Source organism: Massilia pinisoli, from assembly GCF_024753285.1.
Lineage (GTDB): Bacteria > Pseudomonadota > Gammaproteobacteria > Burkholderiales > Burkholderiaceae_D > Telluria > Telluria pinisoli.
In genome coordinates this window covers 70,700-93,362 of sequence record NZ_JANUGW010000001.1, presented here as the reverse complement: position 1 = coordinate 93,362, position 22,663 = coordinate 70,700, and the positions used below count along the sequence as shown (strand labels likewise).

At 70.3% G+C, this 22,663-nt stretch carries 18 protein-coding genes; 10 read left to right on the top strand and 8 right to left on the bottom strand.

Annotated features, from left to right (window positions below; all coding sequences use genetic code 11):
• Window position 1 precedes the first annotated feature (1 nt).
• The 3 genes from NX784_RS00365 to NX784_RS00355 all read left to right on the top strand — a co-directional run bounded on the left by NX784_RS00365 (window position 2) and on the right by NX784_RS00355 (window position 3,427).
• Window positions 2–604, top strand: a complete 603-nt coding sequence (locus NX784_RS00365) for a malonate decarboxylase holo-ACP synthase (protein ID WP_258814685.1) — start codon at window positions 2–4, stop codon at window positions 602–604.
• Window positions 601–1,527 (top strand): malonate decarboxylase subunit epsilon, encoded by a 927-nt coding sequence (gene mdcH, locus NX784_RS00360; protein WP_258814684.1) that lies wholly within the window; start codon window positions 601–603, stop codon window positions 1,525–1,527. The genes NX784_RS00365 and mdcH overlap by 4 nt, the downstream gene beginning before the upstream one ends.
• Window positions 1,528–1,639: 112 nt before the next feature.
• Window positions 1,640–3,427: an MFS transporter gene (locus NX784_RS00355; RefSeq protein WP_258814683.1), complete on the top strand. Its 1,788-nt coding sequence runs from the start codon at window positions 1,640–1,642 to the stop codon at window positions 3,425–3,427.
• Between the two features lie 10 nt (window positions 3,428–3,437).
• Here the strand turns inward: NX784_RS00355 and NX784_RS00350 are convergent, their stop codons facing one another.
• The 5 genes from NX784_RS00350 to paoA are packed head-to-tail and all read right to left on the bottom strand — an operon-like array spanning window position 3,438 to window position 10,020.
• A complete protein-coding gene (locus NX784_RS00350; RefSeq protein WP_258814682.1) occupies window positions 3,438–3,794 on the bottom strand; it encodes a VOC family protein in 357 nt (118 codons plus the stop codon).
• The gene (locus NX784_RS00345; RefSeq protein ID WP_258814681.1) at window positions 3,795–6,155 is read right to left on the bottom strand and encodes a hybrid sensor histidine kinase/response regulator; all 2,361 of its coding nucleotides are present in this window, start codon (window positions 6,153–6,155) and stop codon (window positions 3,795–3,797) included.
• Window positions 6,156–6,207: 52 nt separating this feature from the next.
• A complete protein-coding gene (paoC, locus tag NX784_RS00340) occupies window positions 6,208–8,415 on the bottom strand; it encodes an aldehyde oxidoreductase molybdenum-binding subunit PaoC (protein ID WP_258814680.1) in 2,208 nt (735 codons plus the stop codon).
• 10 nt (window positions 8,416–8,425) lie between these two features.
• A complete protein-coding gene (locus NX784_RS00335) occupies window positions 8,426–9,379 on the bottom strand; it encodes an FAD binding domain-containing protein (RefSeq protein ID WP_258814679.1) in 954 nt (317 codons plus the stop codon).
• Window positions 9,376–10,020 (bottom strand): aldehyde dehydrogenase iron-sulfur subunit PaoA, encoded by a 645-nt coding sequence (paoA, locus tag NX784_RS00330; protein ID WP_258814678.1) that lies wholly within the window; start codon window positions 10,018–10,020, stop codon window positions 9,376–9,378. The genes NX784_RS00335 and paoA overlap by 4 nt, the downstream gene beginning before the upstream one ends.
• Window positions 10,021–10,312: 292 nt before the next feature.
• Between paoA and NX784_RS00325 the strand changes: the two genes are divergently transcribed.
• From NX784_RS00325 to NX784_RS00315, 3 genes are all read left to right on the top strand, one after another.
• Window positions 10,313–10,708 (top strand): hypothetical protein, encoded by a 396-nt coding sequence (locus tag NX784_RS00325; protein WP_258814677.1) that lies wholly within the window; start codon window positions 10,313–10,315, stop codon window positions 10,706–10,708.
• Complete coding sequence (locus NX784_RS00320; protein ID WP_258814676.1) at window positions 10,692–11,492, top strand: DUF2145 domain-containing protein; 801 nt, start codon at window positions 10,692–10,694, stop codon at window positions 11,490–11,492. The genes NX784_RS00325 and NX784_RS00320 overlap by 17 nt, the downstream gene beginning before the upstream one ends.
• Before the next feature lie 88 nt (window positions 11,493–11,580).
• A complete protein-coding gene (locus NX784_RS00315; RefSeq protein WP_258814675.1) occupies window positions 11,581–13,548 on the top strand; it encodes a CocE/NonD family hydrolase in 1,968 nt (655 codons plus the stop codon).
• A gap of 16 nt (window positions 13,549–13,564) precedes the next feature.
• On the opposite strand, the gene NX784_RS00310 is transcribed toward NX784_RS00315, so the two are convergent.
• Window positions 13,565–15,502 (bottom strand): GGDEF domain-containing protein, encoded by a 1,938-nt coding sequence (locus NX784_RS00310; protein ID WP_258814674.1) that lies wholly within the window; start codon window positions 15,500–15,502, stop codon window positions 13,565–13,567.
• Window positions 15,503–15,773: 271 nt separating this feature from the next.
• Between NX784_RS00310 and NX784_RS00305 the strand changes: the two genes are divergently transcribed.
• Together NX784_RS00305 and NX784_RS00300 are read left to right on the top strand one after the other, a co-directional pair.
• Window positions 15,774–17,471, top strand: a complete 1,698-nt coding sequence (locus tag NX784_RS00305; protein ID WP_258814673.1) for a sensor domain-containing diguanylate cyclase — start codon at window positions 15,774–15,776, stop codon at window positions 17,469–17,471.
• Between the two features lie 48 nt (window positions 17,472–17,519).
• On the top strand, window positions 17,520–18,824 hold the full coding sequence (locus NX784_RS00300) for an amidohydrolase (RefSeq protein WP_370662897.1): 1,305 nt from the start codon (window positions 17,520–17,522) through the stop codon (window positions 18,822–18,824).
• On the opposite strand, the gene NX784_RS00295 is transcribed toward NX784_RS00300, so the two are convergent.
• The gene (locus NX784_RS00295; RefSeq protein ID WP_258814672.1) at window positions 18,821–19,144 is read right to left on the bottom strand and encodes a DUF5710 domain-containing protein; all 324 of its coding nucleotides are present in this window, start codon (window positions 19,142–19,144) and stop codon (window positions 18,821–18,823) included. The genes NX784_RS00300 and NX784_RS00295 overlap by 4 nt on opposite strands.
• Window positions 19,145–19,246: 102 nt before the next feature.
• On the opposite strand from NX784_RS00295, the gene NX784_RS00290 reads away from it, so the two are divergent.
• Complete coding sequence (locus NX784_RS00290) at window positions 19,247–19,741, top strand: GNAT family N-acetyltransferase (protein ID WP_258814671.1); 495 nt, start codon at window positions 19,247–19,249, stop codon at window positions 19,739–19,741.
• A gap of 18 nt (window positions 19,742–19,759) precedes the next feature.
• Here the strand turns inward: NX784_RS00290 and NX784_RS00285 are convergent, their stop codons facing one another.
• Entirely contained in the window at window positions 19,760–20,680 is a 921-nt protein-coding gene (locus tag NX784_RS00285) for a polysaccharide deacetylase family protein (protein WP_258814670.1), read from the bottom strand.
• A gap of 234 nt (window positions 20,681–20,914) precedes the next feature.
• Between NX784_RS00285 and NX784_RS00280 the strand changes: the two genes are divergently transcribed.
• Window positions 20,915–22,642 (top strand): glycoside hydrolase family 9 protein, encoded by a 1,728-nt coding sequence (locus tag NX784_RS00280; RefSeq protein WP_258814669.1) that lies wholly within the window; start codon window positions 20,915–20,917, stop codon window positions 22,640–22,642.
• Window positions 22,643–22,663 lie beyond the last annotated feature (21 nt).

Below are 22,663 nucleotides of genomic sequence, written 5' to 3'. Positions count from 1 at the left end.
CGTGCAAGCGCCCCGTCCGCACGACCTGCTGTTCGCGCGCGACCCGGGCGCGTTCGCGTGCGCGGGCGCGCGTCCGGACTGGTTCGATGCGGGGGCGCCGCTCGTCGTGCGGCGTGAGGCGACGCCGCCCGGCATGGTTGCCGTCGGCGCGCGCGGGTTGCACCGCAACGAGCGCTGCCCTGGCTACTTGCCCGTCGCCGCGATCGCCGCCATCCTCACGCCGCGCATGCTCGCGCAGCAAGCGCATGCGACGCACGCCGACTTCCCGTGCATCGCCGCGCTGCGCACACTGGCACCGCGGCTGGACGCCCTGGACGTGGACTGGGGCCCGGCGGGCGGCGCCGGCTACTGGCTCGCGTGCGGCCTGCCCGTGCTGCGCGCGACGAGCGACCTCGATCTGCTAGTCCGCCTGCCGCGCCGGCCCGCCGCAGCGACCTTGGCCGCACTGGCCAAGCTGCAGGACGGGCAGCCCTGCCGCATCGACATCCAGGTCGATACGGGCGCAGGCGGCTTTGCCTTCGCCGAATACGTGCGCGGCGGCCGCGTGCTGTTGAAGACGGACGCGGGCGCGCGCCTTGTCGCCGACCCATGGGAGGCCGCATGAGCGTCCTGTTCACGTTCCCCGGCCAGGGCGCGCAAAAGCCGGGCATGCTGCATACGCTGCCGGACCACGAGGTGGTCGCGCACACGCTCGCGCAAGCGTCGGCGGCGCTTGGCCGCGACGTGCTTGCGCTGGACACGTCGGACGCGCTGCGCTCGACGGTCGCCGTCCAGCTGGCGCTGCTGGTGGCCGGTGTCGCGACGGCGCGCGTGCTGGACGCGCTGGGTGCGCCGGCGCAAATGGTGGCCGGGCTGTCGATCGGCGCGTGGCCCGCCGCGGTCGTCGCGGGGGTGCTGGATTTCACCGATGCGGTCCGCCTCGTCGAATTGCGCGCCCGGCTGATGGAAGACGCCTACCCGTCCGGCTACGGCATGACCGCGATCGGCGGCCTCACACGCCAGCAGCTGGAGCCGCTGATCGCGCACGTCGATGCGCCGGGGACGCCCGTGTACCTCGCCAACCTGAACGGGCCGCGCCAGCTCGTCGTCGCGGGCGCTGCCGCCGCGCTGGACGCCGTCGCCGCGCTGGCGCTCGACCGCGGCGCCAACCGGGCGGACCGCCTGGCCGTGCCGGTGCCTTCGCACTGCCCACTGCTGGACGAGCAAGCCCGCACGCTCGCATGCGCCGCCGCCCAGGTCCCGCGCCGGCGCCCGCGCATCACCTACGTCAGCAGCAGCAAGGCGCGCGCCCTGTTCGATGCCGACGCCATCGTCGCCGACCTCGCCGCGAACATGGCGCGCCCCGTGCTGTGGGCCGACACGTCGCGCCACGCCTGGGAACGGGGTGCCCGCGTCGCGCTGGAGATGCCCAGCGGCTCGGTGCTGACGCGGCTCGCGCAGGACGCCGATTTCGCCGCAGGCACCGCCCTGTGCGTCGACGGCAACCGCCTCGACACGCTCGTCCAGGTCGCACGCGACGCCAGCTAGCAGGCGCGGTCTCGGTAAACACGGGCGAACCCGCGCAACAACACGGTCGCCGAAGGCAGCGCCGCAACGATCTGTTAAGCTCGGCAGTCGACGACACGACGATGGAGACGACATGACCGCAGCCTTCCCGCGTTCCCCAACCTGGGCCACCCGGTACCTGCTGTGCATCGCCGGCATGGGCGGTCTGCTGTACGGGATCGACGTGGGCATCATCGCCGGCGCGCTGCCCTATCTGGAGTCTACGGCGGCGCTGGCGTGGAAGCTGAATGCCCAGCAGCTCAGCTTCATCGTCGCCGCGGTGCTGCTCGGCTCCGTGCTGTCCTCGCTGTTCGCGGGCCTGCTGGCGGACGTCGTCGGCCGGCGCCCCGCGATGGTCCTGTCCGGCGCGCTGTTCGTCGCCAGCATCCCGCTGATCGCCCTCGCGGACGGCTATGTGCCGCTGCTGTGCGGCCGGCTGCTGCAAGGCGTCAGCGGTGGCCTGATCGGTGTGATCGTCCCGCTGTACCTGGCCGAATGCATGGATGCGCGCCGGCGCGGCCGCGGTGCCGCGCTGTTCCAGCTGCTGCTGACCGTGGGCCTCGTCGCGGCGGCCGTCGTCGGCCTCGTGCAGGCGCGCAGCGTGCAGGCGGCGACGGATGCTGTCGCGGCGCTGCCGGAAGCGGCGCGCGCCGCCGCCGTGCTGGCGGCCAAGGACCATGCGTGGCGCGCCATTTTCTGGGCCTGCCTCGCACCGGGCGTCGTGTTCACCGCCGGCTGCCTGCTGCTGGCGGAATCCCCGCGCTGGCTCGCGCAACGGGGCCGGCTCGACGCGGCGCGCGCCGTGCTGCTGCGCACCCGCGACAGCGCCGATGCCGACCGCGAACTGGCCGAGATCGCGCGGCCGCATGCGCAGGCGACGCGCGCGGCCGACCCGCTGCTGTCGCGGCGCTACGTGCTGCCGTTCCTGCTCGCGTGCCTGATCCTCGCCTGCAACCAGGCGACCGGCATCAACTCCGTGCTGGCCTACGTCGTCAACATCCTGAACCGCGCAGGCCTGGCGGGGACGAACGCGAACCTGGCAGACGTGCTGCTGAAGGTGCTGAACGCAGTGATGACCATCGTTGCCGTGCTCCTCGTCGACCGCAAGGGACGCCGCTTCCTGCTGATGGTGGGGACGGCCGGCATCGTCGTCGCGCTGCTCGGCGTCGGCCTGCTGTTCCGCGCAAACGAGGTGGAGCAGCGCGACGTGCTGGCGCAGGTCACGCGGCTCGCGCTCGACGACGGCCTCGCGCTGCGGCTCGATGCACCCACGTTGCGCGCGCTGGGCGCGGATCCTTCCGGCCCGCCGCAGGCGCTGACGGTCGCCTACGCGTACGGGCCGTTCGCGAACGTTGCGAGCATCCGCAGCGACGATCCCGCGTTGACGGCGCTGCAGGCGCGCCGCGCCGACACCGTCCAGCCGGACAGCGTGATCGGCACGTTCTTCCGCCGCCTGCACATGAACCCGTTCCCCGATCCGGCGGCCGCCGCTGCCAGTCCGCTCGTCATCGAAAAGGCCCAGGTCGGCCCGCTGCCGGACACGCGGCACGGCTGGCTCGTGGCGCTGGCGATCTGCCTGTTCGTCGCCAGCTTCGCCGTCGGCCCCGGCGTGTGCGTATGGCTCGCGTTGTCCGAGCTGATGCCCACGCGGATCCGCTCCAACGGCATGAGCATCGCCCTGTTGATCAACCAGTTCGTGTCGACGTCGATCGCAGCCGTGTTCCTGCCGACCGTCGGCCGCCACGGCTATTCCACGATCTTCTTCTTCGGCGCCGCCTGCACGGTCGTCTACTTCCTCGCCTCGGCGTTCCTGCTGCCGGAGACGCGCGGCAAGACGTTGGAAGAGATCGACGCGCACTTCGCCCGGCCCACGGCGAAGTAGGTCGTACCGGCTAGCCGTGCTGCAGGATGTTGAGCAGGCGCCCGAACGGATCGCGGATGAAGAAGCGGCGCACGCCCCACGGTTCCACGGCCGGGCCGTATTCGGGCGCCAGTCCCGCAGCGGCCATGCGCCGCAATACGTCGTCCAGGTTGTCGACCTCGATCGACAGGTCGGGCACGGGCGTGCCGTTGCCGCCCTCCGTCGCGAAACTCAGCTGCGGCGCGGGATTGCCGCCGCCGCTGCCGGCCAGCGTGACGATCCAGCCGTGGTCCATCACGACTTCCATGTCCAGGATGCCGCCGTAAAATGCCAGCGCCGCGGCGTTGTCCGCAGCGTGGACATTGGCAACGATACGTTTGACGCCCATTCACTCTCCCGTCCGGCTATTCGGCCGGCGGCGCGCCACGGCACCGAGCACGTCGAGGATGTCGGCCGCCATCACGGGCTTGACGAAATGCCGGTCGAAGCCGGCCGCCAGCGCGAGGTCACGGTCGCGCGCCTGGCCGTAGCCGCTGACGGCGACGAGCGGCAGCGCCGCCATGCCCGGCAGCGCGCGCAGGCGGCGCGCCAGTTCGTGGCCGTCGAATTCCGGCAGGCCGATGTCGAGCACGCACAGGTCGGGCTGGTGCTCGGCCGCGTACGCGAGCGCCTGGCCCGGGCTGTGCCAGACCGTGGCGCGATGGCCGACGGCTTCGATGTACATGGCGAGGATCTGCGCGGCGTCGACGTTGTCGTCCACGATCAGCACTTCCAGCGCGCGTTCCGGCGGCGCGGGCGCCATCGTGCCCGGCACGCTGCCGGCATCGTCGCCCTCCACGCGCAGGCGCGGCAGCACGACGGTGAAGCGGCTGCCGCGGCCGGGCCCGTCGCTGTGGGCGGACACGGTACCGTCGTGCAGTTCCACGAGACTCTTCACGAGCGCGAGGCCGATGCCGAGGCCACCCTGCGCGCGGTCCGCGCTGCGCTCGGCCTGGGAAAACAGGTCGAATGCGCGTGCCGTCAGCTCCGGTGTCATGCCGATGCCGTTGTCGCACACGTCGACGACCACGCTCGTGTCTTCGATGCGCAGGTGCAGGTCGATGCGGCCGCCGTCCGGTGGCTGGCTCGGCGTGTACCGCGCGGCATTGCCCAGGATGTTGGCGAACACCTGCACCAGGCGCTTGCGGTCGCCGGCCACCAGGGCCTCGTCGGACGGCAGGTGGAGCTCCAGGCGATGGCCCTTGGCCTTGACCTGCGGGCGCACCTGTTCGACGGCTTCAGCGATCGCGCCGGCCAGCGGCACGGGCGCGCGCTCGAGCGTGATCAGGCCGCGCGTCACGCGCGACACGTCGAGCAGGTCGTCGATCAGGCCTGTCATGTGGCGTGCCTGCCGCCCGATGATCGTCGTCACCTGGCGCACGCGTTCCTCGTCGAGGCGGCCGACCTTGAGGAAGTCGGCGGCCGCCGTGATCGGTGCGAGCGGGTTGCGCAGCTCGTGCGCCAGCATCGCGAGGAATTCGTCCTTGCGCCGGTCCGCCTCGCGCAGCGCGCGCTGCGCGTCCTTGATCGGCGTGACGTCGACCATCACGGCCACGCCTTCCGTGGCGGGATCGTCCATCGTGATCGATCCCATCTGCACGCTGACGCGGCTGCCGTCCTTGCGGAAGTATTCCTTCACGAGGTTCTCGATGCGACCCACGGTGCGCAGCTCCGTCATCGCGCGCGCCGTGGCATCAAGCCATTCCGGCGGCGTCAACGTGCGCGACGCCAGGCCGTCGCGCTCGAAGTCTGCGCGCGTATAGCCCAGCATGTCGAGGAACGCCTCGTTCGCCTCGACGATCGTGCCATCCATGCGATAGCGCACGATGCCGACGACGTTCGAATCGGCCAGCCGGCGGAACCGCGCCTCGCTCTGGCGCAGCGCTTCCTCGTGGCGCTTCTGCTGGTCGATGTCCGTGCACGTGCCCATCCAGCGCACGATGCGTCCCTCGGCGTCGCGCACGGGGAGCGCGCGGCCCAGCACCCAGCGGTAGTCGCCGCTGCGGTGGCGCAGGCGGTATTCGATCTCGTACGGCGCACCCGTCGCCAGCGACAGGCGCCATGCCGCCCACGCACGTTCGCGGTCGTCCTCGTGGAACATGGCGTTCCAGCGCTCGCCGTCCGTCTCGCCGTCGCGCATACCGGTAAAGTCGTACCAGTGACGGTTGTAATAGTCGTGGTAACCGTCCGGCAAGGTCGACCACACCATCTGCGGCATGGCGTCGGCGACGACGCGAAAGCCGGCGTCGCCGGTCGGCAGCGCGGCGGGTCCGCACACGGTGCAGGTGAAGCCGCGCACGGCGCCGTCCAGGTCGCGCAGCGGCGCGAATGCGAGGTCCAGCCACGGCGCGGCGCCGGCATCGGCCGCCGTGTGCATGCTCTGGCCGACGCGGAACGCTTCGCCTGCCAGCGCGCGCGCCGCGTGCCCCGCCAGCCCGTCCCACGCCGCCGGCCAGTCGGACAAGCTTGCTCCGAACAGGCCGGGATCGTATGCGCCCAGCAGTGGTGCGGCCGCGTCGTTGTACAGCACGCCCTGCGCGCCGCCCCAGGCCAGGAGCATCGGCACGGGCGCGTCGAACATGAAGCGTGCGGCGTGCGCGAGCGCAGGCGGCCACGAGGACGGCGGACCGAGCGGCGACGCCGTCCAGTCGCACTGGCGCAGATGCCGCTCGATGCCGTGTACGGAAGACCTGCCGGCGAAGTCGTTCATGGAATCCTGTCGGTGGCGCGGCCGGGACACCGCGTCCTCCATTCTAGCGTGTTCAAACATAGGCGGGCATCCCCGGCAGCAGCTTGTCGAGCGTGACGGGATAGTCGCGCACGCGCACGCCGGTGGCGTTGTAGATCCCATTCGCCACCGCAGCCGCCACGCCGCAGATGCCGAGTTCCCCGACGCCCTTGGCCTTCATCGGCGACGACGTCGGGTCCGTCTCGTCGAGGAAGATCACCTCCTGGTGCGGGATGTCCGCGTGAACCGGCACCTCGTAGCCGGCCAGGTCGTGGTTGACGAAGAAGCCGACGCGCTTGTCCACGACGAGGTCTTCCATCAGCGCGGCGCCCACGCCCATCGTCATCGCGCCGATCACCTGGCTGCGCGCCGATTTCGGATTCAGGATACGGCCCGCCGCACAGACGGCCAGCATGCGGCGCACGCGCACCTCCGCCGTCGCCGCGTCCACCGCGACCTCGACGAAATGCGCGCCGAACGTCGACTGCTGGTACGTTTTCGCGAGCTCGCCGTATTCCATCGTGTCTTCGCCGACGACCGCGCCGTCGCGCGCCGCCTGCGCGAGCGGCTGCGCCTTGCCGCCGGCGCGCACCATGCCGTCGGCGAATTCCGCGTGCGCCGGGTCCAGGCCCAGCTTCTTTGCCACGTGCTCGCGCAGCTTGACGCAGGCCGCGTACACGCCGGCCGTCGAGCTGTTGCCGCCCCACTGGCCGCCGGAGCCGGCCGACACCGGATACGTCGAGTCGCCCAGGCGTACGGTCACGCGCGCGAGCGGCACACCCAGCATCTCGGCCGCCGTCTGGCCGATGATCGTGTAGGTGCCGGTGCCGATGTCCGTCATGTCCGTCTCGACAGTCACGGTGCCGTCGCGCTCGAGCCGCACGCGCGCGCCCGACTTCATGTTGATGTTGTTGCGGAACGCGCCGGCCATGCCGTAGCCGACGAGCCAGCGGCCGTCGCGCACCTGGCCCGGCTTGGGATTGCGCTTGCTCCAGCCGAAGCGCTCGGCGCCCACGCGCAGGGTGTCGACGAAGCGCCGCGTCGAGAACTTGCGGCCGGGCTTTTCCGGGTCCACCGTCGTGTCGTTCACGATCCTCAGCATCACGGGGTCCATGCCGAGCTTTTCCGCCAGCTCGTCCATCGCGATCTCCAGCGCCATCAGGCCCGGCGCCTCGCCGGGCGCGCGCATCGCATTGCCTTCCGCGAGGTCGAGCACCGCGAGCCGCATCTGCGTGAAGCGGTTCGCGCCCGCGTAGAACAGGCGCGTCTGGTTGACCGCCGTTTCCGGCGAGCCGCCCGGCAAGTCGCCGGACCAGCTCTCGTGCGCGATCGCCGCGATGCGCCCCTCGCGCGTGGCGCCGATGCGGATGTGCTGGATCGTCGCGGGACGGTGCGTCGTGTTGTTCATCATGAGGGCACGCTGCAACGTCACCTTCACGGGCCGGCCCGCCGCTTTTGCCCCCAGCGCCGCCAGCAGCGCTTCCGAACGGAGGAACAACTTGCCGCCGAAGCCGCCACCGATGTAAGGCGACACGAGCCGCACGTCGGCCTCCGGGATGCCCAGCGTCTTCGCCATGTCCTGCACGCCCCAGTGCACCATCTGGTTCGACGTGTACAACGTGAGCTTGTTGCCTTGCCAGACGGCGATCGACGCGTGCGGCTCCATCATCGCGTGCGTCTGGTCGGGCGTCTTGTAGACGGCGTCCAGCTTGACGGGCACCGTCGCGAACGCGTGGTCGAAGTCGCCCACCTTCGTCGTCGACTTGTCCTTCTGCTTGCTGCCGGCCGGGCCGGCCGCGTTCATCGCCGCCTCGAGATCGTACACGCCCTTTTGCGGCGCATACTCGACGTGCACGAGGCTCGCCGCGGCCCGCGCCTGCTCGAACGTCTGCGCGACGACGACGGCGACCGCCTGGTGATAGTGCTGCACCTCGGGCCCCGCGAGCAACCGCGCCGTGTTCTTGTCGCCCTTCCCCAGCTTGCCCGCGTTCTCATACGTCACAATGGCGATCACACCTGGCGCGGCCCGTGCGGCCGCGGTGTCGATCTTCGTGATGCGGCCTTTCGCGATGGCGGCGCCGACGACCCAGCCGTAGGCGGCGTCCGGTACGGCATCGTGCCGTTCGTACGCATAGGGCGCCGTACCGGTCGTCTTGAACGGGCCGTCGATGCGGTCCGTCGGCTTGCCGACCACCTGCAGGCGGTCGATGGGATTCGTCGTGGCGGGTGTCGTGAATTTCATCGCTGCCTCCTCATGCCTTGCGTGCATCGGCCAGCACGGCGGCCAGCGTGCGCTCGACGAGCGGGACCTTGAACGCATTGTCGTTCGTCGTCCGCGCCCCCGCCAGCAGCTCGTCGGTGACGGCCTTGGCCCCTTGTGGCATGCGGCTCTCGGCGGCCGGCACGCGCCACGGCCGGTGTGCGACGCCGCCCAGCGCGACGCGCCCGCTGCCGTCCCGCTGCACGACGGCTGCCACCGACACGAGCGCAAACGCATACGACGAGCGGTCGCGCACCTTGTGGTAGTAGTGCTTGCCCTTGATCGGCTTCGGCAAGGTGACGGCCGTGATCAACTCGCCGGGCGCGAGCGTGTTCTCGATGTGCGGCGTCGTCCCGGGCAGCCGGTAGAAATCGGCGATGGGGATCGTGCGTGCCGTGCCGTCCGGGCGCACGGTCTCGACACCAGCGTCAAGCAACTGCATCGCCACCGCCATGTCGCTCGGGTGCGTGGCGATGCATGCGTCGCTGTGGCCGACGATGGCCAGCGGGCGCGTGTAGCCGCCGATCGCGGAACAGCCGCTGCCCGGCTTGCGCTTGTTGCACGCCATGTTCGTGTCGTAGAAATACGGGCAGCGGGTGCGCTGCAGCAGGTTGCCCGCCGTCGTCGCCTTGTTGCGCAGCTGGGCCGACGCGCCTGCGAGCAGCGCGCGCGCCAGCACGGCGTAGTCGCGCCGCACCCGCAGGTCGGACGCGAGGTCCGTGTTGCGCACGAGGGCGCCCACGCGCAGGCCGCCGTCCGGCGTCGGTTCGATCTTGTCGAGCTCCAGGCCATTGACGTCGACGAGGTGAGGCGGCGTCTCGATCTCGAGCTTCATCAGGTCGAGCAGGTTCGTGCCGCCGGCGATGAAGCGTGCGCCCGGATGCTGGGCGGCGGCAGCCGCCGCTTCGGCCGGCGTGCCGGCGCGCTGGTACGTGAACGCTTTCATGTCTTGCCTCCGGCGACCTCGGAGATGGCGTCGATGATGTTCGAGTACGCCCCGCAGCGGCAGATGTTGCCGCTCATGCGCTCGCGCAGCTCCGCCGGCGACAGCAGCGGCTGCGCGTTCAGGTCCGCGCTCACGTGGCTCGGCACGCCGCGCCGGATCTCGTCCAGCGCCGCCACGGCCGAACAGATCTGCCCCGGCGTGCAATAGCCGCACTGGTAGCCGTCGTGCTTCACGAACGCGGCCTGCAGCGGATGCAGCTTGTCGGGCGTGCCGAGGCCTTCGATCGTCGTGACTTCCGCACCCTCGTGCATCACGGCGAGACTGAGACAGGAATTGATCCTGCGGCCGTCGACGATCACCGTGCAGGCGCCGCACTGGCCCTGGTCGCAGCCCTTCTTGGTGCCCGTCAGGTGCAGGTGCTCGCGCAGCATGTCCAGCAACGTGGTGCGCGTGTCGAGTTCCAGCTCGCGGCGCTGGCCGTTGACGCGCAGCGCCACCTTGGCCGTCACGGGCGGCGGCGTGGCAGCCGCAGGCTCCGCACCCTGCGCGCAGCCGAGCGGCAGCGCTGCGGCCGTCGCGGACAGCGCCCCGCCGATCAGCAGGTCGCGCCGTGTCTGGTTGATGTCGGTGGAGTCGGTCATGGCGTGCGTCCTCCGGATTGAGCCCTCGTCAGATTGCGCATATTAAATCCGTTTCGACGATACCCCCTGCACGGTACGCATCGCAGCCGCCGGCCGGCGCCGCGCACCGGGGCGGTGCGTAAATGCGGCGATTTCCTCGGCTGTGTGCGCTCAGGTCCGCCCACCCGCCCGCCGCCCCCACCGGTAGCGCCGGGCAGTACCGAAAGTGGCGCTTGATGATACTTTTGCAAGCAGGACTTGGCCCGGCATGGTACTCGCGGCAACATGGCGCCACGTTCTTTAAGGAGAGATCATGAAACGCTTGTTGCTCGCAACGTTGCTCGGACTGGCCTGCGCCAGCGCCTCCGCCGCCGATCCGTCGGCGCCCTCGAAGGCCATCAGTGAGGTGACGGGGAGCGTCGTCGTCGGCTCGCTCGTCGCCGTCAGCGCCGCCGGCAGCGTCGTCGTCGCCAGCGTGGAAGCCGTGGGCGACGGTGTCGAAGTCGTGCTCGAAGGCGCGGGCCAGGCCAGCCGCGCGACCGTGCGCCTGTCCGGCGAGGCGGCGCGCGGCCTGTCGATCGCCGCCGGCACCGTGCTGCAGGTCGTCGCCATGTCGGCCGGCCAGGCGCTCGTCCTGTCGGGCAAGGTGATCGCATTCATCCCGAATGAAGTCGGCCAGGCGCTTCTGCACCATGCCCGCGCGTCCTGACCGCCGCTTCGCCCGGCTGGCCTGCGCCCTGGCGCTCGCTGCGACGCTGCCGGCGCATGCCGGCCAGGCGTGCCGCGAGGAGCCGCTGAGCGTGGACGAGGTGCGCCGTTCGCTCTCGCTCGCGCAACGCGCGTATGCCGCGCTCGAGGAAAGCGGCGCCACCGTCGCCCTCGTGGCACGGGCCGGCCAAGACCTCAGCAAGTACGGCATCGAGTACTCGCACATGGGCATCGTCGTGCGCGACCACGCGGCCGGCCGCTGGACCGTCGTGCACGAGCTGAACGCGTGCGGCACCGCGAGCTCCGACCTGTACGTGGACGGCGTCGGCAACTTCTTCCTGACGGACCTGTATCGCTACCGGGCCCAGGTCGTGATTCCATCGCCCGACGTGCAGGCGCGCGTGGCGCAGTTGCTCGTGGGCCGGACGGCGCGCCGCCTGCACGACCCGCACTACAACATGCTGGCCTATGTGTATTCGACGCGCTACCAGAACTCGAACCAGTGGGTGCTCGAGACCCTGGCCGCCGCCAGCGCGCCACCGCGCGCCGTCGAGACCCGCGCCGAGGCCCAGTCGTGGCTGCAGGGCCAGGGCTACCGCGTGCGCACGGTGCAGATCCCGGCCGTCACCCGCCTGGGCGCCCGCATGTTCCGCGCCAACGTCGCGTTCGACGACCATCCGTTCGACCGGCGCATGGCCGGACAGATCGACACCGTGACGACGGACGCGATCGTGGACTTCGTGCGCGGGCAGGATCCTCGGGCGCGCGTATTCGTCGTCGAATAGGCCGGCGGCGCGGGCGGCGCCGACAAAACGGCGACAGCGGAGGAGCGCGCATTTATACTGCCGCTTTTACCACCCCGCCAAGGAAGTCATGACCCGTCACTCCCTGCCCGCACGCCTGCCCCTGCTTACCCTGCTGGTGGCCCTCGCGTGCTCCGCCCTGCCGCCCGTCCCCGTCCACGCCGCGCACGTCGAGGACAACGCCAAGCCGGCGCCGCGCGACCTGCGCGAGACATACACGAAGTACGAATACCGCATCCCGATGCGCGACGGGACGAAGCTGTTCACCGTCGTCTACGTGCCCAAGGACGCGTCGAAGCCCTACCCGTTCCTCATCAACCGCACGCCGTACAGCGCGGGCGTACAGGCCGACGGCGAGCTGCACTACGGCGAGGACTGGTACCCGAAGCAGATCGGGCCATCGAAGGAATTCGAGGACGCGGGCTATATCTTCGTCAAGCAGGACGTGCGCGGCCGCTATATGTCCGAGGGCAAGTGGCAGGAAATGACGCCGCACGCGAACCCGCGCCGTGCCGCCGGTGAAGGCCAGGAAAGCCAGGACATGTACGACACGATGGAATGGCTGTTGAAGAATGTCCCGAACAACAACGGCAAGGCCGGCATCTGGGGCATCAGCTATCCGGGCTTCTACACGTCCGCGAGCATCATCGATTCGCACCCCGCGATCAAGGCCGCGTCGCCGCAGGCGCCCGTGACGGACCTGTACATGGGCGACGACTCCTACCACGGCGGCGCCTTCATGCTGGCCGCGAACTTCGGCTTCTACGCATCGTTCACGGAGCAGCAGAACCCCACGCCGCTACCGAAGACGTGGGCCGAATTCGACTACGGCGCGGCCGACGCCTACGACTTCTTCCTGAAGCACCGCACCCTGCCGAACATCCTCGGCACCATGACAGACAAGCAGCGCGCGCTGCTGGCACCCACCATCGAGCACGACACGTACGATGCCTTCTGGCAGACGCGCGCCATCGCGCCGCACCTGAAGAACGTGAAGGCCGCGGTGCTGACCGTGGGCGGCTGGTTCGACGCGGAAGACCCGCAAGGCCCGTTCACCACGTACCACACGATCAAGAAATACAACCCGGGCACGTTCGACGGCCTCGTGATCGGCCCGTGGGTGCACGGCGGATGGGCGCGCTACGACGGCAAACAACTGGGGCGCGTGTCGTTCGACAGCAAGACGGGCGAGTACTTCCGCCAGCACATCCAGTTCCCGTTCTTCGAGCAGCAGCTCAAGGGCGTCAAGCCCGCACAACCCATCGCCGAAGTGACCTCCTTCGAGACGGGCAGCAACGTGTGGCGCCGCTACACGGCGTGGCCACCGGTGCAGGCCAAGGCGCGCACGCTGTACTTCGGGCCGGGCGGCAGCCTGACGTGGCAGCAGCCGGCGGCGGGCGCGGGCTACGACGAATACGTGTCCGATCCGAACAAGCCGGTGCCCTACATCGGCTACCCGGCGACGTCGGTGCCGCAGGAATACATGGTGTCGGACCAGCGCTTCGCGGCCACACGCCCGGACGTGCTGGTGTACCAGAGCGACGTGCTGGAAGACGACGTCACCATCGCGGGCCCCGTCACGCCGAAGCTGTTCGTGTCGACGACGGGCACGGATGCGGACTGGGTCGTGAAGCTGATCGACGTCTACCCGGCCGAATACCCGGCGGGCGAGGAGCCGAAACGCGGCGCCGACGTGCCGCCGCCGCACGGCACGATGGCCGGCTACCAGCAGCTCGTGCGGGGCAACCCGCTGCGCGGCAAATTCCGCAACGGCTTCGAGCACCCGGAGGCATTCGTGCCCGGCAAGGTCGAGGCGATCAGCTACCACCTGGGCGACATCGACCACACGTTCCGCCGCGGCCACCGCATCATGGTGCAGGTGCAAAGCTCGTGGTTCCCGCTCGTCGACCTGAATCCGCAGACGTTCGTCACCATCCCGAAGGCGAAGCCGCAAGACTTCAAGGCCGCCACGCAGCGCGTCTATCACGCGGCCGAGACGCCGTCCGGCCTGCAGGTACTCGTGATGCCGGCTCACTGACGGCGGGCGGCGCGCTTCAGCCGCAGTCCGCAGCGATGCGCGTGCTGCGGGCGGCGATGCCCGCGGCGTCGGCCTCGACGAGGTAGGCGCAACGGCGGCCCTCTTGCTTGCCGCGGTACAGCGCCTCGTCAGCCAGCGCCAGCGCGTGCTGCCAGTCGAGCGCCGTGTCGGCGCCCGGCATCAGTGCCAGCGCACCCGCCGTGATCGTCACGGCGACATGCTGGCCGTCCGCCATCCGCACGGGTGCACCTGCCACGGCACACAGCAGGCCGCGTACGACGTCTGCGTGGCCGGCCGCGTCGCCGCCGTCGACGTGCACGAGGAATTCCTCGCCGCCCCAGCGCAACACGAGGCCGCGCGCGTCCACGCAGGCGCGCAGGCGGCGCGCCACCTCCACGAGCACCTCGTCACCGGCCGCGTGGCCGAGGTGGTCGTTGATCGTCTTGAAGTGGTCGATGTCGAGCAGGATGAAGCAGCCGCCCGTTCCCGGCTTGCGCCTCTCCATCTGCGCGCGGAACGAACGGCGGTTCAACAGGCCCGTCAGCGCGTCGTGCGTCGAGTGGAACGCCAGCTCCTCGTTCAATTCGCGCAGCCGGCCACTCGCGCGCACGGAGCGGCGGTACAACCGCCACACGAAGCCGCACGCCAGCAGGGCCACCGCGGCACCCGTCGAGGCGATCAGCTCCCACACGCGGCGCTTGCGGATCTCCTCGTCTTTCAACGCGTTCTCGCGCCGCAGCCCCTCGATCTGGAGCGCGCGGCGCTGGGCATCGAACTGCTCCTGCAACACCTTCGCCATGGTCTCGTGCTCGCCGGCCGCGATCTTCGCCGCGACGTCGCGCTGTTCCTGCAGCGCCTGCAGGGCCGCGCGCAGCCGGCCCGCCTTGTCCAGCATGCGGCTCTTTTCGAGCAGCAGGTTGGCCATGTCGGGGTAGTCGGCATTCTTGCGCTTTTCCGCCAGCACGCGGTCGATGTACGCGAGCCCTTCCGCCAGCCGGCCTTGCCCGGCCAGCGCGAAGCCCAGGTTCGCCTCGGCGACGTGACGGGTGGACGGGTCGCCCGCCTTGACCGCCAGCGGAAGCGCGGCGCGCGCGGTCCGTTCGGCCTCGGCGTAGTGGCCGTCGTCCAGCCAGCTGTCCGCGATATTGCCCAGCGCGTTCGCTTCGAGCAGCACGAGGCCGCGTGCGTGTGCGATGGCGAGGCCCTTGTCGTAGGCGGCGCGTCCGAGGGCCGCGTGGCCCTGCATCACGTGGGCGATGCCTTCGATGACGTGGCGGCGCACGGCGGATGGCGGCGCAAGCGGACCGCCGTCCGGGCCGATCTCCGCCAGCGTCGCCAGCACCCTGTCCGCCGCACCCTCGTACACATAGACCTTCGCAAGCGCGAGGCGCAAGTCGTTCACGGTCGGTTCGAGCAGCCCGGGATGCCCGCGCGCGATCGCGAGCGCCTTCAGATAATGGCTGCGCGCAAAGTCGAGCTGGCCCAGTTCCAGGTACGCGTCGCCATAGGCCCGCTGCAGCGCGGCCATGAATTCGGGGTCGCGCAGGTCGGCATGGCGCACATCGACGTCGTTCACGGCCGCCAGCACGGCCGTCTTGCCATGGCTGGCGTGCGCACCGGCCACCGCCAGCATCCCGAGCGCCTCGTCCAGCGCATCGCCCCGTTCGCGCGCGAGCTTCACCATGCGCTGCGCCGTCTGTGCGGCGGCGGCCGTGTCGCCTGCGTCCACATACGCATGACGCAGCAGTTTCAAGTAGGCGATCCGGTCGGGGTCGCCGCGCGCCATCATCGCGCCGTGCGCGGCCAGCAGCGCGGGCAGCGCGCCCGCGTCGCCCGCGCGGACGAGGCGTTCCACCCGCGCGAGCGGTGCCACGTCGGCCTCCGCCCATGCGCCGCCCGCCGCGAGGGTCAGCGCCAGCAGCGCGGCGGCGAGGTTCGGACGGGATGGGATCATGCGGTGGATCGAGGATCGTCGTACATATGCATATGGGCGAGCTACTATAGCACCGCCGACTCGCCGCGATTTATCGACGGCAACGCTTTTTTCGCAATCTCCGGCAAATCCGGCAGATCATCGCCAGGCGGGAGGGCGATCGGCATGATTCCACCGCCACGTCGTCATTTTCGTTATTTGGCGTTTGGATGTATCGATGTCGGTGAGACAAAATAACGACGCGGCGGCGCGCAACCAGCCGCCTGACCCAACGAGGAGAACGATTTTGCAGGTGAACGACACGCAGCCGACCGACAGCCGCACGGGCACGCGCGACCCCGGCCTGTACTGGCTCGCGGCCGTCATCCTGCTGATCGTCGCCTGCCTGGCCGCCCTGCCCTTCGTCAGCAGCCGCGAGGCCGACAGCACCATGGTGGCGCTGAAGAACGTCTCCGACAAGGCGCACGCCTACGATCACCTGCTCGACTTGCTGAAAGATGCGGAGACGGGCCAGCGCGGCTACGTCATCACGGGAGACGCGTCATTCCTCGCGCCCTACGACTCGGCCACGGCGGAGATGCCGGACGCGCTGCGCAGGCTCGCGCCGCTGGCGGACGGACCGGATGAACGCGCGACGCAGGCCGAGATCGACCGCTACGTCCACCTCAAGCTCGACGAACTGGCCCGAACGATCGCCCTGCGCCGCACCGACGGGCTCCCGGCCGCGGCGGCCGCCGTCGGGGACCGTACGGGCAAGACGTACATGGACCGCCTGCGCGCCCTGATCGGCGACCGTGTCGACGCGCTGGAGCGCGACCGCCACACGCTGCGCGACCGCCTTGCCACCACGCTCGGCTACAACACCTTGCTCGGCATCCTCGCCAGCGCCGCGAGCGCCCTCATGATCGGCGTGGCGCTGTATGTGGTCAGGCGCAGCCTGCGCGGGCGCGCACAGGCCGCCGACCTGGCGCGGCGCCAGGCCGAGGACCATGCCGAACAGGCGCGCGCCAGCCAGGCGCGCAGCCAGCGCCTCGCCGTCACCGCGGAAATGCTGCAGGCGATGGACAGCCTGACGCGCGCGGACGAGCTGCGCGACGTGCTCCCGGGCTTCCTGCCCCAGCTGCTGCCCGGCAGCGCGGGCGCGGTGTACCTGTACCGACATTCGCGCGACTTCCTGCAGCGCGTCGCGACATGGGGCGGCGCCGTCCACCACCCGGACCTCGTCAGCCCTGCCCAGTGCTGGAGCCTGCGCTTCGGTCGCATGCACGTCGCCGAGCCGGGCGCCGGCCTGCGCTGCCCGCATTGCGGCGACGGCGCGCCAGGTCACGCGGACCTGTGCGTCCCGATGATTTCGCAAGGCGAGGTGCTGGGACTGCTCGTCGCGAGCGTGCCGGCGGGCCCGGACTCGGCGTCGGACCAGGCAGCCGCCAACGCCATCAGCGAACAGCTGGCGCTCGGCACCAGCAACATCAATTTGCGCGAAGTCCTGCGGCGCCAGTCCACGGTCGACGAACTCACGGGCCTGTACAACCGGCGCTACTTCGACGAGACCCTGCGCCGCGAACTGTTCCGCGCCGAACGCAAGCGCGCGGCGCTGGCCCTCGTGATGATCGACCTCGATCACTTCAAGCGCATGAACGACACGTACGGCCACGAGGCGGGCGACATCGTCCTGCGCGCCGTCGGCCAGGTCCTGCGCGAGGGCGTGCGGCGCAGCGACGTCGCCTGCCGCTACGGCGGGGAAGAGCTCGTGCTCGTGCTGCCCGAGTGCGACGCCGCCGCAGCCGTGCGCAGCGCGGAAACCATCCGCGCGACCATCGCGGCGCTCGAACTGCACCATGGCGACACGCTGCTGCCGGACGTGACGGCGTCGTTCGGTATCGCCGTGTGGCCGGCCAACGGCGACGATGCGGCCACCTTGCTGCAAGCGGCCGACCGCGCGCTGTACACTGCCAAGCACGCCGGGCGCAATCGCGTTTGCACGGCCTGACGGGACCATGCTAGCCTTGCCTTTTCGTTACCGTTCGATGAGGCCCGCTTGAAAGCTTCCACCGTTTCCCTCCTGCTGCTGGCATTGGCCGGCGGCGCCAGCGCGCAAACCGCCGCGCCCCTGAAGACGCAGGTCGCGGGCCGCGTCGACGGCATGTATCCGTGGCTGGAAGGCGCCTACCAGGACTTGCATGCGCATCCGGAGATCGCGTTCCAGGAAGTGCGCACGGCGGACAAGCTCGCTCAGGCGATGCGCAAGCTGGGGTTCGACGTGACGGAGAAAGTCGGGCGCACGGGCCTGGTCGCCCTGCTGCGCAACGGCCCCGGTCCCACGATCCTCGTGCGCACTGAGTTGGACGGCCTGCCGATGGAGGAAAAGACGGGCCTGCCGTACGCGAGCCGCGAGCGCACGCGCGACGGCGCCACGTTCACGGCGCACAGCTGCGGCCACGACGTCCACATGGCCGCGTGGCTGGGCGCCGCGCGCACGCTGGTCGAACTGAAGGGAGAGTGGCACGGCACGCTGATGTTCATCGCGCAGCCGGCCGAGGAAACCGTGTCCGGCGCGCGCGCCATGGTGGAAGACGGCCTGTTCAAGCGCTTCCCGAAACCCGACTACGCGTTCGCCCTGCATTCCTGGCCGCTCGCGTACGGCACCGTCGGATTCGAGAGCGGCCCCGTGTCGTCGAACTCGGATGCGCTCGAGATCAAGTTCAATGGCCGTGGCGGCCACGGCTCGGCGCCTGACAAGGCCATCGACCCCATCGCCATCGCGGCCCGCTTCATCGTCGACGTGCAGACCGTCGTCAGCCGCGAAAAGGATCCGAAGGAGTTCGGCGTCGTGACGATCGGCGCGATCCAGGGCGGCACGGTCGGCAACATCATCCCCGACACGGTGCAGGTGCGCGGCACGATCCGCTCGTACAGCCCGGACGTGCGGGCCAAGCTGCTGGACGGCGTGCGCCGCGTGGCCAATGCGTCCGCCGCGATGGCCGGCGCGCCGGCGCCCGACGTGCGCCTGATTCCGGGCGGCGCCGCCATCGTCAACGACGACGCGCTCGTGCGCCGCACGGAAGCCGTGTTCCGCGACGCGTTCGGCCCGCAAAACGCCGTGCGGATGCCCGCGATGACGGCCAGCGAGGATTTTTCCGTGTACGCGAACGAGGGCATTCCCTCGATGTTCTTCTTTACGGGCGTGTACCCGGCGGACGCCGTCGCGGCGGCGCAGCGCCCGGGCGGCAAGCCGCTCGCGTTCAACCACTCGCCGTTTTATGCGCCCGTGCCGGCGCCGTCGATCAAGACGGCCGCCGAAGCCATGAGCCTGGCCGTGCTGGGCGTGCTCGGGAGGCCCTAGCGCTTGCCGAGCGCCGCCACCGTGGCGGCCAATGCTGCGCGCGCCTGCTGCCACGGCGTGCCCGCGAGCGCCTGCGCGCATTCGGCGCACGGCTCGAACGGGTTACAGGCGTGCGGGAGTTCGACGTAGTTCGCACCCACGACGGGCTTGGCCGCGGCCGAATTCACGCGGCCGCCCGAGCTGCCTTCCTTCAGCCATTTCTGGAAGCGTTCGAGGGCGACGCCGTCCGGCACGTACCAGCGCTTGCGGCCGGGATTCCAGCGTGCGCCGAGGGCGCGGGCTTCGTCTTTTTCTGCGTAGGGAACGTTCAGGAAAGTCATGCCGCGGATGCTAACCGATCCGGCGCCCCCATGCAAATGCCGCTCCCAGCCGGCCGCGCCAATTTCCATTATGATCAGACTTCCTCATCAACGGACCCCTACATGCCCGCCATCCGCACCCTGCACCCCGACGACTGGCCCATCTACCGCGACCTGCGCCTGCGCGCGCTGGCCGATTCGCCTCAGGCATTCGGCAGCACCCATGCCGAGGAAGTGCAACGCACGGACGACATCTGGGCCGCGCGTCTGGCCGCGCCCGCGCTCGGCGCCCACAAACAGGGCTGGCCGTTCGCGGCCGAAGTGGACGGCACGCCCGTGGGCCTCGCCTGGGTCAAGATGGAAGGCGAGCACGCGAGCGTGTACCAGGTGTGGGTGGCGCCCGAGGCGCGCGGAGGCGGCGTCGGCGCCGCGCTGCTCGACGCCGCCATCAACTGGGCCCGTGCGCGCAAGGCATCCGAACTCCGTCTCGACGTGACGGCCGGCGATGGCGCGGCCCCGCGGCTTTACCGGCGCATGGGTTTCACCGACGTCGGTGCGCCCGTACCGATGGCGGGCCGGGCGACGTTCGAACAGGCGATGGTGCTGCCCCTGTCCTAGTTCCGCCGCGGGCCGCGATCAGCGGCACAGCTTGTCCAGGCCACCGACCGGCTCCACGGCGGGCAGCCCGGCCAGGTCGATGCCCGCGTCCTGCGCGTGGCGCTCGATCAGCGCGCCCTCGCCCGCGCGCGGGCTCGGTGCGCGGTAGGCGGCGTCGGCCTGCACCTTGTCAAGGGTGACGTAGCGCGCGCCGGCCGCGTCCAGTCGCTTCATCACTTCCGGCAAGGTGACGGCGCTCCAGCCCCCCATATGCGTGAGCAGCACCTGCGGGATCATGCGCCCGTACACGCGCTGCGACATCGCCTTCGTGCGCGCGATCTGCTGGTCGATGCGGCGGTAATAACTCGTCTTCATGCCGGCGATCGCGGCCTCGTCGCCCTTCGCCACGCAGCGCGCGTACGTGTCCGTGTACGCCCAGTCGTCGAAGCCGAGCGTGACGTCGGCGATGCGGTAGCCGTGCGCCTTCAGCCACGCGATCGCGCCGTCGTGGCGCTCGCCGCTGCCGGCCGCGTCGAGGAACGGGAAGCGCAGCACGTGCCAGTCGTGGCCGGCCATGTATTTTTCCAAAGTCGGCTCGTTGGCGGTGACGTCCGCCTCCCACGCCGCCAGCGACGGCGCCCCGCGCGACAACCCCATGTGGCTGTACGCGTGGTTGCCGAGCGGGTAGCCGGCGCGGCGCCACACCTCGAGCGCCTGCGCGCCGGCCGGCTCCGTGCCGAGGCTCACGGCGTTGACGAAGCCCCACGCTTCCGGCACACGATGCGCCTTCAATGTGTCGACGTACGATTGCGCGATGCCGACCCGCGTCATGCCCGGCGGCAGGCTGCCGTGGGCCGGCAGGTCGTCGGCCGTGACGGCCACGTCGAAACGGTCGGCCGGTGCGGCCGCGGCGACACCGCCGGCCAGCAGCAGCGCGCAAAGCAGAATACGTGATTTCAAGGGCATCCTCTCGGTGGCGTGGATTAGTTCGATCACTGCATTATTACCCGGATCGCGCGGCACGGCAATCGACATCGCGGCGGCGTCCGGCGACGAACGGGCCCAGTATTGACGGGCGCCGTTTGAAATGGGAATGATTGACGCGGGGTTTGGCGGCAAGGTACGATCAAACCGTTTTCAGTTCGCCGGGCCGGTTCCGCGCGCCGCGAAACGACAATCATCCCGGAGACCCCAATGCACCAACCGACGGAAGCCGCGCGCTTCCCCATCCTGTGCGCCTGCGCGGCGCTGTTCGCCACGGGCGCCGCCCACGCCGCCGGCATCGAAGTCAACCAGCTCGGCTTCCTCCCGTCCGCGCAAAAGCTGGCCGTCGTGCCGGCCGGCGCGGGCGACCGGTTCCAGGTCACGGACGCGGCGAGCGGCAAGACCGTATTCGCGGGCAGACTGGGCCCCGCCGCAACGTGGGATGCGTCCGGCGAAACGATACGCCTTGCCGATTTCTCGCGCCTGCGCAAGGCCGGCACGTACCGGATCCGCGTCGCGGACCAACCGGAATCGCCGCCGTTCGCGATCGCCGGCGACGCGTACCGCGCGCTCGACGCGGGCGCGCTGCACGCGTACACGCTGCAGCGCGCGGGCGTCGCGCTCGACGCGCGCGTCGCGGGCCCGTACGCGCGCGCGGCGGGCCATCCGGACGACAAGGTGCTCGTGCACGAATCGGCCGCCTCGGCCAAACGGCCGGCAGGCACCGTGATCGCGAGTCCGAAAGGCTGGTACGACGCGGGCGACTACAACAAATACATCGTCAACTCCGGCATCAGCACGTACACCTTGCTGGCCGCGTACGAACACTTCCCCGCCTGGTTCGACAAGCTCGCGCTGCACCTGCCGGAATCCGGCAACGGCGTCCCGGACATCCTCAACGAGGCATTGTGGAACCTCGACTGGATGGCCACGATGCAGGACCCGGACGACGGCGGCGTGTACCACAAGCTGACGAACAAGCAGTTCGACGGCATGGTGATGCCGGACCAGGCGAACGCGCCGCGCTACGTCGTGCAAAAGACGACGGCCGCGGCCCTCGATTTCGCCGCGGTGATGGCCACGGCCAGCCGCGTGCTGGCGCCGTTCGACGCGCAAGCGCCTGGCCGCTCGCAGCGTTATCTGGCGGCGGCGGAGGCGGCATGGCGCTGGGCGCAACGTCACCCGGCCACGACCTACCGCCAGCCGCCGGACGTCGCCACGGGCAAGTACGACGACGAGCATCTCGACGACGAGTTCTCGTGGGCGGCGTCGGAACTGTACATTGCGACGGGCAAGGACGAATACCGGACCCGCGCCTTGGCCGCCGCGCCGGCCGTGCAGACGGCGCCCGGCTGGAACGAGGTGCGTCCGCTCGGCTGGATCTCGCTCGCGCAGCAGCGCGCGCGCCTGCCGCATCCAAGTGACGCCGACGGCGCGCGCCGCCAGATCCTCGCCGCGGCCGACACGTTGCTGGCGCGCCGCCAGGCGTCGCCCGTCCGCCTGGCGCTGGTTACGTCCGACTTCGTCTGGGGCAGTAATGCCGTCGCCCTGAACCAGGCCATGATGCTCGTACAGGCCTACCGCATCACGAACAAGGCCGAGTACCTGGAGGCGGCGCAATCGGCCCTCGACTACACGCTGGGCCGCAATCCGCTCGGGATGAGTTATGTGACGGGCTTCGGTGCCCGGTCGCCCATGCATCCGCACCACCGGCCGTCCGTGGCGGACGGCATCGCGGCACCCGTTCCCGGCTGGCTCGTGGGCGGACCGAACCCGGGCCAGCAGGATCGCAAGGATTGCCACGTGTCGTACGCGGCGAGCGCGCCTGCGCTGTCGTACCTGGACGATGCGTGCAGCTACGCCAGCAACGAAGTCGCCATCAACTGGAACGCGCCGCTCGTGTACGTGGCGGCCGCGCTGCAGTCGCTGACACGCTGACCGGGCGCGCTTATCAGCCCA

Excerpts from the sequence above, each read along its gene's own strand:
- mdcH (WP_258814684.1), top strand. The coding sequence starts at position 601 with ATGAGCGTCCTGTTCACGTTCCCCGGCCAGGGCGCGCAAAAGCCGGGC.
- NX784_RS00355 (WP_258814683.1), top strand. The coding sequence starts at position 1,640 with ATGACCGCAGCCTTCCCGCGTTCCCCAACCTGGGCCACCCGGTACCTG.
- NX784_RS00350 (WP_258814682.1), bottom strand. The coding sequence starts at position 3,794 with ATGGGCGTCAAACGTATCGTTGCCAATGTCCACGCTGCGGACAACGCC.
- NX784_RS00345 (WP_258814681.1), bottom strand. The coding sequence starts at position 6,155 with ATGAACGACTTCGCCGGCAGGTCTTCCGTACACGGCATCGAGCGGCAT.
- paoC (WP_258814680.1), bottom strand. The coding sequence starts at position 8,415 with ATGAAATTCACGACACCCGCCACGACGAATCCCATCGACCGCCTGCAG.
- NX784_RS00335 (WP_258814679.1), bottom strand. The coding sequence starts at position 9,379 with ATGAAAGCGTTCACGTACCAGCGCGCCGGCACGCCGGCCGAAGCGGCG.
- paoA (WP_258814678.1), bottom strand. The coding sequence starts at position 10,020 with ATGACCGACTCCACCGACATCAACCAGACACGGCGCGACCTGCTGATC.
- NX784_RS00325 (WP_258814677.1), top strand. The coding sequence starts at position 10,313 with ATGAAACGCTTGTTGCTCGCAACGTTGCTCGGACTGGCCTGCGCCAGC.
- NX784_RS00320 (WP_258814676.1), top strand. The coding sequence starts at position 10,692 with ATGCCCGCGCGTCCTGACCGCCGCTTCGCCCGGCTGGCCTGCGCCCTG.
- NX784_RS00315 (WP_258814675.1), top strand. The coding sequence starts at position 11,581 with ATGACCCGTCACTCCCTGCCCGCACGCCTGCCCCTGCTTACCCTGCTG.
- NX784_RS00310 (WP_258814674.1), bottom strand. The coding sequence starts at position 15,502 with ATGATCCCATCCCGTCCGAACCTCGCCGCCGCGCTGCTGGCGCTGACC.
- NX784_RS00295 (WP_258814672.1), bottom strand. The coding sequence starts at position 19,144 with ATGACTTTCCTGAACGTTCCCTACGCAGAAAAAGACGAAGCCCGCGCC.
- NX784_RS00290 (WP_258814671.1), top strand. The coding sequence starts at position 19,247 with ATGCCCGCCATCCGCACCCTGCACCCCGACGACTGGCCCATCTACCGC.
- NX784_RS00280 (WP_258814669.1), top strand. The coding sequence starts at position 20,915 with ATGCACCAACCGACGGAAGCCGCGCGCTTCCCCATCCTGTGCGCCTGC.